The 15698-nt window shown below is 52.3% G+C and carries 9 protein-coding genes; 4 read left to right on the plus strand and 5 right to left on the minus strand.

Annotation, left to right across the window (positions count from 1 at the left end; translation table 11 throughout):
• Nucleotides 1-45: 45 nt before the first annotated feature.
• The gene (gene fabF, locus MKX98_RS02475) at nt 46-1287 is read right to left on the minus strand and encodes a beta-ketoacyl-ACP synthase II (RefSeq protein ID WP_194540610.1); all 1242 of its coding nucleotides are present in this window, start codon (nt 1285-1287) and stop codon (nt 46-48) included.
• Between the two features lie 137 nt (nt 1288-1424).
• Between fabF and MKX98_RS02480 the strand changes: the two genes are divergently transcribed.
• Nucleotides 1425-2264 carry a helix-turn-helix transcriptional regulator gene (locus tag MKX98_RS02480; RefSeq protein WP_194540611.1) on the plus strand — a complete coding sequence of 280 codons (840 nt, stop codon included), beginning with the start codon at nt 1425-1427 and terminating at the stop codon, nt 2262-2264.
• A 1976-nt stretch (nt 2265-4240) separates the two neighbouring features.
• Here MKX98_RS02480 and MKX98_RS02485 read toward each other — a convergent pair.
• From MKX98_RS02485 to MKX98_RS02500, 4 genes are all read right to left on the minus strand, one after another.
• Nucleotides 4241-7198 (minus strand): DEAD/DEAH box helicase, encoded by a 2958-nt coding sequence (locus MKX98_RS02485; RefSeq protein ID WP_339221252.1) that lies wholly within the window; start codon nt 7196-7198, stop codon nt 4241-4243.
• On the minus strand, nt 7195-8844 hold the full coding sequence (locus tag MKX98_RS02490; protein WP_339221254.1) for an SWIM zinc finger family protein: 1650 nt from the start codon (nt 8842-8844) through the stop codon (nt 7195-7197). The genes MKX98_RS02485 and MKX98_RS02490 overlap by 4 nt, the downstream gene beginning before the upstream one ends.
• 159 nt (nt 8845-9003) lie before the next feature.
• Nucleotides 9004-9894: a streptogramin B lyase Vgb(C) gene (vgb(C), locus tag MKX98_RS02495; RefSeq protein WP_339221256.1), complete on the minus strand. Its 891-nt coding sequence runs from the start codon at nt 9892-9894 to the stop codon at nt 9004-9006.
• Nucleotides 9895-10358: 464 nt separating this feature from the next.
• The gene (locus MKX98_RS02500; protein WP_339221258.1) at nt 10359-10535 is read right to left on the minus strand and encodes a hypothetical protein; all 177 of its coding nucleotides are present in this window, start codon (nt 10533-10535) and stop codon (nt 10359-10361) included.
• Between the two features lie 287 nt (nt 10536-10822).
• Here MKX98_RS02500 and MKX98_RS02505 point away from each other — a divergent pair, with 287 nt between their 5' ends.
• The 3 genes from MKX98_RS02505 (at nt 10823) to MKX98_RS02515 (ending at nt 15681) form a co-directional block, all read left to right on the plus strand.
• Nucleotides 10823-11890 carry a copper amine oxidase N-terminal domain-containing protein gene (locus MKX98_RS02505; protein WP_339221260.1) on the plus strand — a complete coding sequence of 356 codons (1068 nt, stop codon included), beginning with the start codon at nt 10823-10825 and terminating at the stop codon, nt 11888-11890.
• A 418-nt stretch (nt 11891-12308) separates the two neighbouring features.
• Nucleotides 12309-14129 carry a sensor histidine kinase gene (locus MKX98_RS02510; protein ID WP_220686779.1) on the plus strand — a complete coding sequence of 607 codons (1821 nt, stop codon included), beginning with the start codon at nt 12309-12311 and terminating at the stop codon, nt 14127-14129.
• The gene (locus tag MKX98_RS02515; RefSeq protein ID WP_220686778.1) at nt 14110-15681 is read left to right on the plus strand and encodes a helix-turn-helix domain-containing protein; all 1572 of its coding nucleotides are present in this window, start codon (nt 14110-14112) and stop codon (nt 15679-15681) included. The genes MKX98_RS02510 and MKX98_RS02515 overlap by 20 nt, the downstream gene beginning before the upstream one ends.
• Nucleotides 15682-15698 lie beyond the last annotated feature (17 nt).

Here is a 15698-nt window from a genome sequence, read left to right on the forward strand (position 1 = left end):
GACAATCTGAGACCCCAGTTTTCACTGGGGTCCGGGACGCATGGGTTATTCGTGCTCATATTTCTGGATAACAATCGCCGAATTATGTCCGCCGAAGCCGAAGGAATTCGACATGCCAATCCGAAGCTCGGCCTTTCTCGCCTGATTCGGTACGTAATCCAAATCGCATGCCGGATCGGCATGTTCCAGATTGATCGTCGGCGGTATGACGCCTTCCTGTAAGGATTTCACGAGTGCGATGGCCTCTACGCCGCCGGATGCGCCCAGCATATGTCCGGTCATCGACTTGTTCGCCGTTACCGGAATGCGATACGCCTCCTTGCCAAACACCTGCTTAATGGCCGCTGTCTCCGAACGGTCACCGATGACCGTGCTTGTGGCATGGGCGCTGATGACATCCACATCAGATGGGGCGAGATTCGCCTCGGTCAGGGCCAGCTTCATCGCCCGTGCCGCACCGTTGCCGTCTTCCGGCGTGGCGACCATATGATAGGCATCCGAGCTGGCACCGTAACCGATGACCTCGCCCAGAATGACGGCGCCTCTGCGTAAGGCATGGGAGAGCGATTCCAGGACGAGGATGCCGGCACCTTCTGCCATGACAAATCCGTCCCGGTCCGTATCAAACGGCCGGCTGGCCCGGCCCGGTTCATCGTTGCGGGATGAAAGGGCGGTTGCGTTCGCGAAGCTGGCCAGTGAAATATCGGTCAACGCCGCTTCGGAGCCTCCCGCGATGATGATGTCGGATCGGCCAGCCTGGATGTTAAAGAAAGCCTCGCCGATCGCCGTATTGCCGATCGAACATGCCGTAACCGGGGCCTGCGTGGAGCCCAGCGCCTTGTATTTAATGCTGATGAGCGCTGCCGCCATATTGGGAATCATCATGGGTACCAGGGTAGGACTGACCCGTTCGGGACCCCGCGATGACAGCGTGCCGCTCTGATTCATCAGGGTCTGGATGCCGCCGATGCCGGAGCCGACATATACCCCCATCCGCTCATGATCGATCTGATCAAGATCGAGTCCCGACTGGCTTATGGCTTGATCCGCCGCAGCCAGCGCAAACTGGCAGAAGCGGTCCATACGCCGGGCTTCCTTGGCGCCGAACAGCGCGTTTGCGTCGAATTCCTTTACGGCACCTGCTATTTGTACCTTCTGTCTTGATGTGTCCAAAGTTTCTATATGTGTAATACCGGACTCTCCTCGTACAAGCCGGGACCAGAACGTCTCAACATCATGGCCCAACGGCGATATGACGCCCATACCGGTGATAACGACTCTTTCCATGGTTCAACAGCCTCCTTTAAGACTTTATAACTTGTCAATCTTAAGGTTATAATGTCACGTGTAGTATCCTATTACAAGATACCGTTTATCCTAGTATAAATACTGCTATCCTTAGTTGGATGAAGGAGGCTTATAAGATGAATTCCCAGGTTAGACTCCAAGCTTTGTCGGCTTTCCTGAAAGGACAGCGTGCCAAAATCTCGCCCGAGTCCGTCGGATTGCCGCCCGGGTCACGAAGAAGGACACCGGGCTTGCGCAGAGAAGAGGTGGCCCAGCTGGCAGGTGTCAGCACCACTTGGTACACCTGGCTCGAGCAGGGACGCGACATCCAGGTGTCGTCGTCCGTGCTGGACTGCGTCGCCAATGCGCTACAGCTGAACGCGGATGAGCGAAGATATCTGTATTCGCTGGCGCTGGAGAGCGGGGCGGAGCCTTATACGGTCAAACAAGAAGCGGTGCAGATCAGCCCGTCTCTGCAAAAAATCATCACCGAGCTGAAATATTGCCCCGTCATGATATCGGATCGGATGTGCAACATCGTGGGATGGAACCGTGCGGCTGCGTATGTGTTCCTTGATTTTGACCGCATCCCGCCCGAGGAGCGGAATATGATCCGGCTGCTTTTCACCCGCAGGGAGTTTCAGCGGCTGGCGGTGAACTGGGAGCAGTTCGCCAGCGGCTTCCTGTCGATGTTCCGGTCCTATTACGGTCAATATGTCGAGGATGAGTGGTATGACCGTTTTCTGGAAGAGATGAAGCAGGGGCATCCGGAGTTCAATCGGATGTGGGAGCAGAGCCAGGTCAGCTATGCCCCGGAAGTACATCTGGAATTCCGGCATGCCAAGGCCGGAAAAATGGTATATGAGCTCACGTCGCTCAAAGTATACGGAAATGATGATCTGCGGTGCAGCATTTATACGCCAGCTCCGGATACGACCACGGAAGCAAAGCTGCGGCAGCTGATGGAGGAGAAGTGAGCGGAGGGGGGCTCGGTAGAAGGGATTTGCGGGGCCCCGGACGCTATCGAGGGGAGTGGCGGGGCTGGGTGATGCTATCGAGGGGAGTAGCAGCGCTGGCTGCTCCTGTTGCTCCTGGTGTAGGATTCGGTTGCTGCTTGCTGTTGGTGCGGCTGAGGTAAGGGACTCCAGTGGTGTGTGCACTTGCTGTACCAAGAGTAGGGATTCCGTTGCCGTTGCAGTAGCTGCGCCAAGAGTAGGGATTCCGTTGCTGTTTCACTAGCTGCGCCTGAAGTAGAAGACTCCGGTTCCGATTGCACTTGCTGCGCCAAGAGTAGGGATTCCGCGCCGCACTTACTGTTCTTGAAGTCATCTACTACTTGTTGCACCCGACTTATCGGACACCAGTTCCGCTATTTCATGAGATAACGCCATATTTTCAAACTTAGCGGACACTAGGTACGTTATTGGGCTCGTATTCGGCGTTTTATCGTTTTTTGGAGTAAATAACGGAACTAGGGTCCGTTCGAGTTCGAAAATGGTGGATTTTTCCCTAAATAACGTATCCTGTGTCCGTTTATGGATAGTATCGCCACCTAATACCCTGCTACCAGGCCCGACGTTCTGGTGCTGACTGTCTTGCGCAGGTGAGGCCGATTCCGTGGCAAACTTACTGTTCTTGAATCATCTACTACTTGTTGCTCCCGACTTATCGGACTCCAGTTCCGCTATTTTATGAGATAACGCCATATTTTCAAACTTAGCGGACACTAGGTACGTTATTGGGCTCATATTCGGCGTTTGCATCGTTTTTTGGAGTAAATAACGGAACTAGGGTCCGTTCGAGCTCAAAAATGGTGGATTTTTTCCTAAATAACGTATTCTGTGTCCGTTTATGTATAGTATCGCCACCTAATACCCTGCTACCTGGCCCAACGTTCTGGTACTGACTGTCTTGCGCAGGTGAGACGGATTCCGTGGCAAACTTACTGTTCTTGAAGTCATCTACTACTTGTTGCACCCGACTTATCGGACACCAGTTCCGCTATATTATGAGATAACGCCATATTTTCAAACTTAGCGGACACTAGGTACGTTATTGGGCTCGTATTCGGCGTTTTCATCGCTTTTTGGAGCAAATAACGGAACTAGGGTCCGTTCGATTTCAAAGATGGTGGATTTTTTCCTGAATAACGTATCCTGTGTCCGTTTATGTATAGTATCGACCTATTAACCTGCTACCAGGCCCGACGTTCTGGTGCTGACTATCTTGCACAGGTGAGGAGGATTTCGCGCTGGACTTACTGTTCTTGAATCATCTACTACTTGTTGCACCCGACTTATCGGACACCAGTTCCGCTATTTTATGAGATAACGCCATATTTTCAAACATAGCGGACACTAGGTACGTTATTGGGCTCGTTTCCGGCGTTTTCATCGTTTTTTGGAGCAAATAACGGAACCAGGGTCCGTTCGAGTTCGAAAATGGTGGATTTTTCCCTAAATAACGTATCCTGTGTCCGTTTATGGATAGTATCGCCACCTAATACCCTGCTACCAGGCCCGACGTTCTGGTACTGAATATCTTGAGCTGGTGAGGCGGATTACCTTCTAAGCAAGAGTACCTCAAGTTGAGCCGGATTACCTTCTAAGCAAGAGTACCTCAAGTTGAGCCGGATTACCCAAGACACAGGACTTCAACTGGTTCGAACCTTAGAATCCTTAGTCATACAAGCTTCATACGCGTAAACAAAACGAAATCCTGTTAAGCATTAAACTCCTCCAAATAACAAAAACCCCGCGTTGGCTCAGGGCCTCCGAAAAATGGCAAGTTTTCAGTGGCCGTGTCCTCACACGGGGCTTTCTTTTATTCAACGATATGGTTATAGAACGGCATCTGGTAACCGCCTAGAAATTCCATAGGTATTCCGCTGCGCTTAACCCCTTCGGGGCCGAGTATCCAAGATCGCCTATCCGTTTACTCCTTGATATGACGATTACGCCCAGTCGCGCCGCAGCGTGAAGAGATCCTTCAGCTCATCGGTGGACAGCTCGGTAATCCAGCCCTCGCTGCTTGCGATAACCTGATCGCTCAGCTGCTGCTTGCTCTCCAGCATCTCATCGATCCGCTCTTCGAGCGTCCCCATGGAGATGAACTTGTACACCTGGACATCCTTGGTCTGTCCCATCCGATAAGCGCGGTCGGTCGCCTGATTCTCGACTGCGGGGTTCCACCAGCGGTCGAAGTGGAACACGTGGTTCGCCGCGGTCAGATTCAGACCTACGCCGCCGGCCTTGATGGAGAGAATCATGACATTCGGCTGTTCTTCGGGCGGCAGGGTCTGGGATTGGAACTGCTCGATCATGCGGTCGCGCGTCCGCTTCGGTGTGCTGCCGTTCAAATACAGCACGGGTTCACCCAGCTCTTGATGCAGCACCTGCCGCATCATCTCGCCCATGCCGATATACTGGGTGAAGATCAGGCAGCGCTCGCCCTCGTCCCGCAGCTCCTTCACCATGGACAACAGCCGCTCCAGCTTCGCTGAACGGTTGACCACGGCCTCGGTATCAAGCAAGCCGCCGCCTCCCGGCAGTTCCGGGAGCGGCTCCTTCGTCAGCAGAGCCGGATGGTCGCAGAGCTGCTTGAACTGCGTCAGAGCTGCCAGAATGGCGCCTTTCCGCTCAATGCCCTCAAGCTTTTGCATGCGTTCCAGCAGGCTGTTCACGGTCTGATCGTAGAGTGCGCCTTGCTCGGCTGTGAGATGGATATAAGTCTTCATCTCATTTTTGTCCGGCAGGTCGAGCTGAATCGCAGGGTCCTTTTTCTTGCGCCGAAGCATGAAGGGCTTAATCAGCTTCTGCAGGTCGGCCGTGCGCTGCTCGTTTTTGTCTTTTTCGATGGCCTGGATGAACCGGAGATTGAACGCCCGCAGGCTTCCAAGATATCCGGGATTGATGAAGTCATAGATGGACCACAGTTCGGACAACCGGTTCTCAATCGGTGTGCCGGTCAGCGCGACGCGATGCCTTGCCGGGAAGCTTCGCACGGCAGCGGATTGTTTGGTGTCGGCATTCTTGATGTTCTGGGCCTCGTCGATGCCGATCGTTTCCCACTTCATGTCTCTTAACATTTCTTGATCAAGCGTCGCCGTAGCATAAGAGGTAAGGATAATATCGGCTTGGTAAGCCTCTTTATAGAAATCCTCGCTGCTGCTTCGTTTGCCGCCGTAATGAAGCATGACCCGGAGCGAGGGGGCAAACCGTTCAAGCTCTTTCTGCCAATTGCCCAGCACTGAGGTGGGACAGATCAGCAGGGAGGGGAGGCGTCTTTCTTCCCGCTCCATCGTCATCTTCACGTGCAGCAGGTAGGCGATAAACTGCACGGTTTTGCCAAGACCCATGTCATCGGCAAGGCATGCACCAAGCCCGTAACGCCGCAAAAAGGCAAGCCAGGCAAAGCCGTCATGCTGATAAGTCCGCAGCTCGGCCTTCAGCCCAGCCGGGACAGGGAGGCTCGGCCATTCGTTTTGGCGGCCGAGCTGGCCTATGAGCTTCACGAGGTGCTCGTTCAGCTCCACCTCAAGCTTGATCCGTTCCGGGTCCCTCGTTTCCTCCGCATCCTGCTGAGTATGCTCCGACTCATCGTTGTTTCCGAGCAGATGCAGGTGCAGAATATCTTGAAACGATAGACCTTCCTCACGGTCTACGCCCGCCATCATCTGGCGGATTTGGGCAACCAGGGCGGGATCCAGCGGAATCCACTGCCCCCGGAACCGTACCAGCCGTTCGTTCCGGGCAACAAGCTCGGCAAATTCAGCCTCGGAAAGGGTAGCTTCCCCGATGGCGATGCGCCAATCGAAATTGACCAGCGCGTCCAGACCGAACAGGGAACCGCCGCTGCTTCGCTCGGCGTTCTCGCCCTCGCCCGAGCGTACCTTCGCCCGCAGCTTGGGCTTCTTCTTACTGGCGGCTTCCCACCAAGCGGGCAATAGGACCAGCCAGCCTGACTGGAGCAGCCGCTGGCTGTCGTTGGTCAGGAACTGCCATGCCGCCTCGTCGGACAGCGGCCTACCGAGCACGTCTTCAGCCGGAGCATGAAGCACCCTTGCCGGCAGTGCTGCCTGCAATCCTTGGAGCCAGCCGGGGGATCGCTCCTTGATATGAGGTGTCCATGTCTCCGGCCATGATCCGTATGCCTGCCCGTCTTCAGCCAGACGAACGGCTGCAAGCGCCGCGGCGTCTTGCTTGTCTTGCAATACAAGACGAAGACGCCATTCGGCTTCGTCTTCGTCAGGCTCCAACAATTGCAGCAGCGGCCGGAATGGAGCGGTATCCGGTCGCCATCCGATGGCGATCAGCCATGACTTGTCGTCCATGCCCTCGGCTGCCGTGCGGTTCGGCGAGAAGAGAAGCGGGTATTCTCTGCGCAGGTCAGCCGCCGACTCTTCGCTACCGTAACACTGGTCTTGCACGGCGGCGGAGAACGCTGCCCGCAAGCCTTCATTCCATATCTCGTCTGCATTCAGCAGGGACAGACGGGACTGCTCTTCCGCTTTGAACGCCTCTGTATCCCAGATCCATTGCAGCTTGCCCAATCTGAAGGCGCTCAAGCTGGGCGCATATTGCTTATTCTGAATGCAAGCTGCCAGCGAAGGCGCAAGTTCAATGAAGGGAAGGCAATCCTCGTCCCATACCCATTCAATATGTTCCAGCAGCCGTCCATCCGCAAAGAACGGTATGACCTGCTCGGAAGGCAGGATGACCACTTCCATGTCCTGAACGGATTGAACGGTAAGCTCTGTTCCGTAGAAGGAAGCTTCGTGCCACGCGAATAAACGGTGCTTCAGGTATTGTCCGGACACATAACCCTGCATGACAGTAGAGCCGTATATGACGGCATCTCCGTATTCGCTTAGCGCCATGTGGACCGTGATGGTTTCTGTGTGTCTGCTCATGATATCAGCTTTCCTCTCCGCAGCTCTTCCTGGAATGCGCGAAGCCGGCTGTTTCGTACAGATAACGAGATAATGAACAGATCCCAGCGCTCCTGCTGCTTGAGCTTTTTGTATAGCTTGGCTAACCGTTTGAGCAGCTTGACGGCTGCTTTATATCCGGCTCGGTTCTTATGAAGGATGTACCGCTCAACGGCCTGATGGTAAAAAGGCAGCAGAAGCTCGGGTGCGTTCTTCTCGATCGGTGCCAGCTCGCTGACCCGGAGCTCCAGCGGCTCCCGGCCTGTGCTTAGTTGATAGTCGATCCATTCCCGCCATCTCCCGTGCGTGATCAAGGCATTCTGATAGATGTCCTTCGAATAAGGAAGCATGTCGGCAAGACTGCTCCACATCCGTTCAGCCTCCTCGGGCAAGTGCTCTATGACGGCATCCCAGTAGTATTGATAGCTGCTGAGATGCTCGTTGCGGTGACTGCCAAGCAGCGGGCCGATCTCCGGGAGCCAGCGGGCCAAGCGGTCCCATTGCTGCCCTGAATGCAGCATGTCGAAGAAGCCAAGGACGGAAGCGGGGGGCAGGCTGCTGACCTTGTCTGCTTCCCTGATCAGGTCCCAGGACGATTCATCTTCTCCGAGATAGAAGGCCATTAAGCCCTGCGCCATATACCATGAGGCGCGTGAAAGACTGCTGCCGAATTCGGCTTCGGCTGTCTGCAGCTGCTCTAACTCCGCCTGGATTAAGCTGCTGTCTTTTTTCGAAAACGGATAGATCCAGTACATCCAGAGCTGCATATAGATCTGGGCGTAAAATTTGCGGTTCCGCGGCTCGCTCAGCATGCTCCGCCGGGCATGCGAAATCGTCTCGGTCAATCGCCGCCTGAATGCCTCCCCATGTACGCTGACCTCCAGCCCTTCGTGGAAGATGCGCTCGATTCTGGCCAGGATATGATCCGCTGCCACCTGCGTATGATAGCCGATGTAGGAGCCGGAGGAATTCCAGGCACTGGCGGGCTGCTTGACGAGCTTCTCGAGAATGAAGAGATGCGCATGGAGCTCGTATAACGGATCCAGATCCGGCGGAAGCGGGGGTTTAATGTGATGGAGGGAAGCCAGCGCATTTTTGGCGTAAAACGAATTCTGCGTATTCGTTCCCAGCGAAGCCGTGCAAACTTCGAACAGCTCATGCCATGCGGAGATTGGCAGGTCGGGCAAATGATCCGCTTTGACTCTCCATTTTGATGCTCCGGCAGACGGTCGGTCCTGCGCTGGGCTGAAGCCGGACTCGCTTCGGTCATACGAAGAGGTGGAAGCATATGTGGTGGAATGCGCATTAACCAGGGCGTGAATGGAACGACCCTGAAGTTGAGCATAGTCAAGCAGAACAGCCACCATATGCTTGCAGCCATCCTTAACGGGACAGCTGCATTCGCTGTCGCTCAAGGAGCGAAGGTGAAGCTTGGTACGGTAGGTTTCCGTTCCATCCACGGAAGCCTCGACCACACCGGTCTCATCTGCCGGCTCGCTGGCGTGGACACGACCTTGCTTGTAATACTGAAATCCCCGTTTAATGGTCAAATCGCTGAAAAATCCGGCGGTTTGTTGAATCAGCGTCTGCCATTGTATATCATCTAACGTTTCGTTTGAGTTCATCATCGGACGGTCTCCTAAGAGAAATAATTCTAAGTATCCATTTAATCTATCACATTCCCATAGATGAAGAAACAAGCCAGGGCAGCTTCTCGCTGGAAAAGCCCGGCAACAGGCTGCACGGGCTTTTTTTTATGGGCGGAGCAATATGTTTTCGCCCTAAACCTAATACTGAATCGTAAACCGGCCGATCTGATCGCATTCCTCGGCGAACCAGACCTCGCCGCCGGAATCCACGGTTATGCCATGAGGTTCTGCGGAGGGGGTAGGGATTGGATACTCGGTAATGTCCCCGGTACAGGTAATTCGTCCGATTTGATTGGCTCCCCATTCGGTAAACCATAGATCCTCGGAAACACCCGCCGTGATGGCATGGGGTCTGGCATTCCCGGACGGGAGCTTGAATTCCGTAATTTCCCCGGCCGTTGTAATCCGACCGATTTGATTGCCGTTGATTTGAACAAACCATAGAGCGCCATCGGCACCTGTCGTGATGCCGACCGGTCCGGATTGCTCTGTTGGAATCCGGTACTCGGTAATCTTCCCGTCCACCGTAATTCGGCCGATGCAGTTGTTCTGGTTTTCCGTAAACCACAACGCGCCGTCCGGACCGGCTGTAATATAGGAAGGGTACGATCCTTCGCATGGTAAGTCATATTCCGTGATAATGCCTGCCGGCGTTATACTTCCGATTCGGTTGCCGATAAGCTCGGTGAACCATATGGCTCCATCCGGGCCCTCAGCCAAGCCGTAAGGAGACGAATTGGCTTCAGGCAGTTCGAATTCCGCAAATGTTCCTTCCATTGTCATCCTTCCGATTTTATTCGCTTTGTACTCCGTAAACCAGAGGTCACCGGTATGGGCAGAGAGGATGGACATGACCCCGGCATCTGGAGTCGGCACTTCGAACGTGCGTATATCCCCATCTTTGGTGAGCCGTCCGATCCGGTTTCCTTTTTGTTCCGTGAACCATATGGTCCCATCTTGTCTTGCCGTAATACCATAAGGTCCCGATTCCCGATTCGCTGTCTTGTATTCCTGTGCGGCGATCTGCATGCAAACATGCCTCCTGTTTAGAAAGTAGTTGTTAGGAATGCTTTATAAGACGGATTCTTCATTTGTCTGAGCGTAAACATGTCTCTCGCTCCGGTTGCCCGTAATCGGGGAGGTTCAGTCTTGGATGTTTGGATGAGTGCCTGTCATGGATAATCTCCATTCTCTCAATTGGTGTTTTTGAAATAGAAAAAGCCTCCCACTCCGAGATTTCGGAATAGGAGGCTAATATGAACAAGGAAGATGCGGACTTTCATGTAGAAGTCTCAAACATCCACCTGTCACATATAAAAAAAGCCGCACGAATCCTATCCCGAAAACCTCGTATCGAAATTGAAGTGTTTTCCAAATGCTTGGGACAGGATTAGTAGATCATTGGCTTTTGGTTCACCCTTTCATTTCTGGTTGCCTAGACTTTACCACAGGAGATTCAGTGGTTTCAACCCTGAATTAACTGAAGTTTACCTTCACAACCGCCGGTTTCTTTTCTCATCGATGTAGAGTTCGAGCGCGGTTATGGCCCGGATCATCAATTTAATGAGGAGATACAAAGCATATAAACCAAGCAGCATAAAAAGTCCGTTTATGATTAAGATCAACATGGGCCATAAATTAAACATGGAACTGGAACTACCTATACTCATATGGCTCGCCTCCCTTCAATATTTTCCTTGCAGGGTTCTCCCGGAACCGGAATGATAACTTCGAACTCTTTATTCCATAATATAACAATCATATCTGATTCTAACATAACAGAAGGAGCGTGGTCATGATTTTTGCCATTGAATGGGGTGAATGATTGGATGCCCGGCAGAAAGGGGACGACAGAGGAAGTATTTACATCATTTATGGATATGAACGAACCAATCCCGGTCACGATGCGTTTTAGTTATATAAACCTTATATTACAACCCAAGGAGATTTAGAGAACATGATCACCCGGAAATGGACAAGAATAGCAGTAAGCGGCGCTATAGCGGCCACCATGCTGATGAGTACCTTCGTACAGGCTCAGGCTGAAGCTGCACCCAAGAAGGAAATGGAATTAAACATCAATCATTGGATTGTTACGACGGATGTTAATCCCGTCATTGTGAATCAGACCACGCTGGTTCCCTTGCGCGTTATGAAGGACTACTTGAAACCCATGGAGCTTCACTGGAACAACAAAAACAAGACGGTAACTGTCAACACAGGTGCCGATCAAGTCACATTAGAGATGGGAAGCATGAAGGCGAAGGGAAAAGGGAACGCATATTCACTATCCGTTCCCGCAGCGTTAAAGGATGGCCACGTTATGGTTCCGATCCGATTTATAGCGGAGCTGTACGATGCAGAAGTAGGCTGGGATACGAAGGAGAGAATGATTTACATCTATACTCCGGATGTCGACGTGTCAACGGCGGAGGAGAACGGGGATGTAAAGCTGTATCCGATAAGCGTTACGAAATACGGCAGATATGAAGGCATGGTGGTCGAGGTTGAGGGAAGGAAGCGGGTCTTTGAAGACTGGAATGGTGGAGACGGTACGCGTAAACCCGTCATTCAATATCAGGATGTGACAGGCGATGGCAAGCCTGATGTTGTGGTGTTCTACGTGGACGGGACCGGCACGGGTCTTTACATGGGGGAGATGCATGTTGTCGACGCCGAGACTCTGAAGGAAATCCCTATCGAATCATTGGAACAGGCGGTATTGAGCCATGTGCAATCCAACATCGAGAAGTATGCGGATCACTTTGTTATCAAGCTTTTGATCGACGGGAAGGAGTATGTCCAAAGGGTCGAGGATGATTCCAAGGATAAAAGCTACTTATATGATAAGGTTGGCTTCGGGGCCGTCGTCAGGCACAAACTAGCGGAAGGCCAGCTTGTTACGGAAGCGGCAGGGAGCATAAGTCCGGCCGGTTTTGACGGGAATCTGCAAATAACGTATCGATTTCAAGAAGAGTCGAACCGGTTTGTGGTGGATAGCATCGAATACAGTCTGGAAGAGTAGGAGAAGTAATCGTTTATTGCACACGGAACTTTAGAACTACATATAAACGCATATCCAATAAGAGGGTATAAACTTGAACGAGAAGTCATTAATTTTGATAGAATGATAGGTCTTGCTAGTAAAAAGGGCGCTGTGGCGCCCTTTTTTACGTTTTTTAATCCGCTCCAACCTGATTTATGCCCTCCCCGTTCTCCAAAAAGGAACGAATGGAAGTGGCACATATGGAACATATGCAAGAAGATTTCATCCCCTTTCATAGGCCTTTATTACCATTTACTTGAGTCTAAAGATTCCTCTAAGATAGTTAATAAACCTGACACATTTTTGCTAGGAAAAGAGAGTGATTTCGAAGTAAACGCATTCAATGTCAAGTAATATAACAAGCCCATACCATAGGGACTATGAACGAGGTGTTTTTATGCAGCAATGGCTTGGGAAATCGCTAAAGCATAAATTGTCGTTACTTATAATTGTCGCTACGCTGGTGCCGCTGCTGTTTCTTGGTATTTTCTCTTTTAACATAGCCAAGAGCCTGACGGAGGAGAAGGCCAAGATTACAGGAATGAATACGCTTCGGCAGCTGGAAGCTTACCTGGATACAATGGTCAAAGACGTGGAGAACATCTCGTTGTTTCTCATCGGGCATACCGGAGTTCAGGCCTATCTGAAGACCGAGCAGAGCAACTATGTCCAGCAGACGACGGTTATCAATTTTTTGACGAACCTGGCCTTTTCCAAAGATTATATCGCCAACATCATTGTCGAACCGCTCGGCAGCAAAGATGCAATCTCGCATAAATCCTTGGTACGGTCCGAGTTCCGGGATATTACCGAAATGGTTCCCGACTATTACGAGCAGCATCCCAAATGGTGGTCCTTTGTTCATCGCCAGTGGACCTTCGAAGGCGTTAGGAAAGTCATTACGTTGGCCAGACCGATTCGGAGCACGGATAAATATAAGCCGATCGGGAACCTGCAGATCAACCTGGACCAGGGCGTCATTGCCAATCAATTCCGGCAGGCCGTTCTAGAGAAGACCGGGTTTGTCCTTCTTCTTGACGAGAATAATCGGATTATCGCCGGTCCGCCGGATATGGAGACCAATCTTACGCTTGCAGATTATTATCCTGCGATTGGAGAGTTTGAGGGGCTCAGCGGAAATATAGACTATGGCGAGGGGAGCAACAAGAAGACCATTCTCTATAAGAAAATGTCCAGCGTGAACTGGAAACTGGTCGGCATCATTCCTTCACAGGAATACCGTTCCCAGAACCAGTACTTTATCAAATTGACGGCGGTAGCGGTCACGGTGGCCATCCTGCTCGCCATTATACTGGTACTTTTCCTGATCCAGAAAATTACGAATCCGCTGTCCGTGCTAACGAAGTTTCTCAAGAACTCAAGCCCGGAGGAGCCGCTGCCTGCGCTCCCGGTTAAGACGGTCGATGAGGTCGGACAGCTCATTATCAGTTATAACCGGCTCAGTTCGCGAATTGTGAAGCTTACCGATGAAGTGAAGCTGAACGAGTCGCTGAAGAAGGAGGCGGATATGCATGCGCTGCAAGTGCAGATCAATCCGCATTTCCTCTACAATACGCTGTCATCCATCCATTGGCTGGCGCTGATGAACCAGGATGTGAAAATTGCCGAGATGGTGGGATCGCTCAGTGATTTCCTGAGGTTCAGCCTCAATAACGGGCAGGAATATTGCACGATTCAGCAGGAAATTATGCATGTCCGTCATTACGTGAATATCCAAACCATCCGCTATCCGGAAAAATTCAAGTTTGAGGTTCATGTGGAGGAAGAGCTGTATCAGCACACTATGTTAAAGCTGCTGCTGCAGCCGTTGGTTGAAAACTCCATGCTGCATGGTATTTTGAGCCGTGACGGGATGGGGACGATTACGATTCGCGGGCATCGCGAGCCTGAAGGGATCCACTTCGTGGTGGAGGATGACGGCATCGGAATGACGACGGATCGCCTGAAATGGCTTCAGGATCAGCTGGTTGAGAATCCGCTGCAGTACGAGAAGGGGCAGACCCCGCGCGGAAGCTACGGGCTGCGAAATGTCCATAAACGGCTGCTCCTTCATTACGGCAAGGATGCGGGCTTGCGTGTGGAGAGTACGGAAGGAGCCGGAACGCGTGTGATGTTTACGATACCTGATTTACCTGAAATTCAACAATCTGAATTATCCAGCAAAGGGGATGGTGACAATGAAGGTACTGATCGTTGATGATGAAGTGATCATTCGAAATGGTCTGAGTACAGTGATCAATTGGGCCGATAACGGCTTTACGGTGCTGACGCCCGCGGCTTCAGCGGAGGAAGCCCTTCAGCGTATTCCCGTTGAAATGCCCGAAATTATTTTTACCGATATTCGCATGACAGGCTTAAGCGGACTGGATATGGCACATGAAGTCAAGCAGCAGTATCCCGAGATCGAAATCATTGTTATATCGGGATATGATGAATTCTCATATGCGCAGCAGGCCATGCGGGAAGGCGTAAGTGACTATTTGCTGAAGACGAGCAGGCCCGGGGAAATTATCGAGGCTGCTGTCCAAGCAAGAGAGCGTTTGTTACAGCGCAGGCTTACACAAGCGAAGGGAAGGGCGCAGGAGTTGGTAGTCAGCCGGGGTTTCCTGAGAAGGCTGCTTGCTTCCGGCACTCCGCTGGACGAGCATGCCGAGGCCGAATTGTGTGAGCGATACCCGGAGCTGCGTTTGGAATCGAACGGCTCGGTGCTGCAGATCTGGATGCTGTCGATATATCCGCTGCATCCAGAAGAAGAGGAACAATCGAACGTTAGCGAGCTGCATCGATTAATCGGCACGGAGTTGGCCGAAGAGCTGCAATGCGCGTGGCTGGAGTGGAACGGCTCCCTGCTTCTGTTGGTGCGGGCAGAGCCGAATAATGGCTGGGGGCGGGTAGATTCCGCTCTGCGGAAGATGGAATCCACGCACGCCTGCCGCATCACGGCTGCCAGCGGCCGACGGGTCGCAAACGCCAGGGAGCTGCACATTGCGCTGGCTACCGCGGTAGAGGCCAGCTCCTACGAGTGGCTGCTGCAATCGGAACGGCATATCCGTTATGAAGATATCGAAGGACGAACAGGCATCCGCACGGTCTGTTCGATGGAGGAAGAAACCAAACTGTCATCCCTGCTGCGTTCGGGAGAATCCGCCGACTTGCAGGCATGGGTGACGGATTTGCTGCGGCGCATCCAAAGTCAGGGCCAGGCAACGCCCGGCTCGGTTCAGGCTTACCTGCATTCCCTGATCGTCTCGGCACAACGATGGCTTATACGGGCTGCGACGTCTATCGGCTATACCAGTCCGGTGAAAGTGGAAGAGACGTACGATATCCGCGAGTTGACCAAGAATCCGGAGAAGGTACTGATCGATTCGCTCGGACTCATCATGAAGGAGTACCGTGATATGGTGTCGACGACAAGTCCCGTCCAGCGAGCGATCTCCTTCATTCATGAGCATCTGGGCCAGAGCTTGTCTCTCCAACAAGTGGCGAAGCATGTTCATATGAACCCTAACTATTTCAGCGAGATGTTCAAGAAGGAAACCGGACAGAATTATATCGAATTCGTGACCCAGGCGAAACTGCGAAAAGCGATGCACCTGCTAAGGGAAACGCCAGCCAAAATCAGTGAAATCGCGAATGAAATCGGCTATGAGGATATTAAGTATTTTAACCGCCTGTTCAAGAAATGGACGGGACAAACCCCGTCGGAGTATCGGGCAAATCCTGAATTTTGTCCCTCTATGGACTGAATTATATCCCCTATGTA

The sequence above is a fragment of the Paenibacillus sp. FSL W7-1332 genome, assembly GCF_037969785.1.
Taxonomy (GTDB): Bacteria; Bacillota; Bacilli; order Paenibacillales; family Paenibacillaceae; genus Paenibacillus_AQ.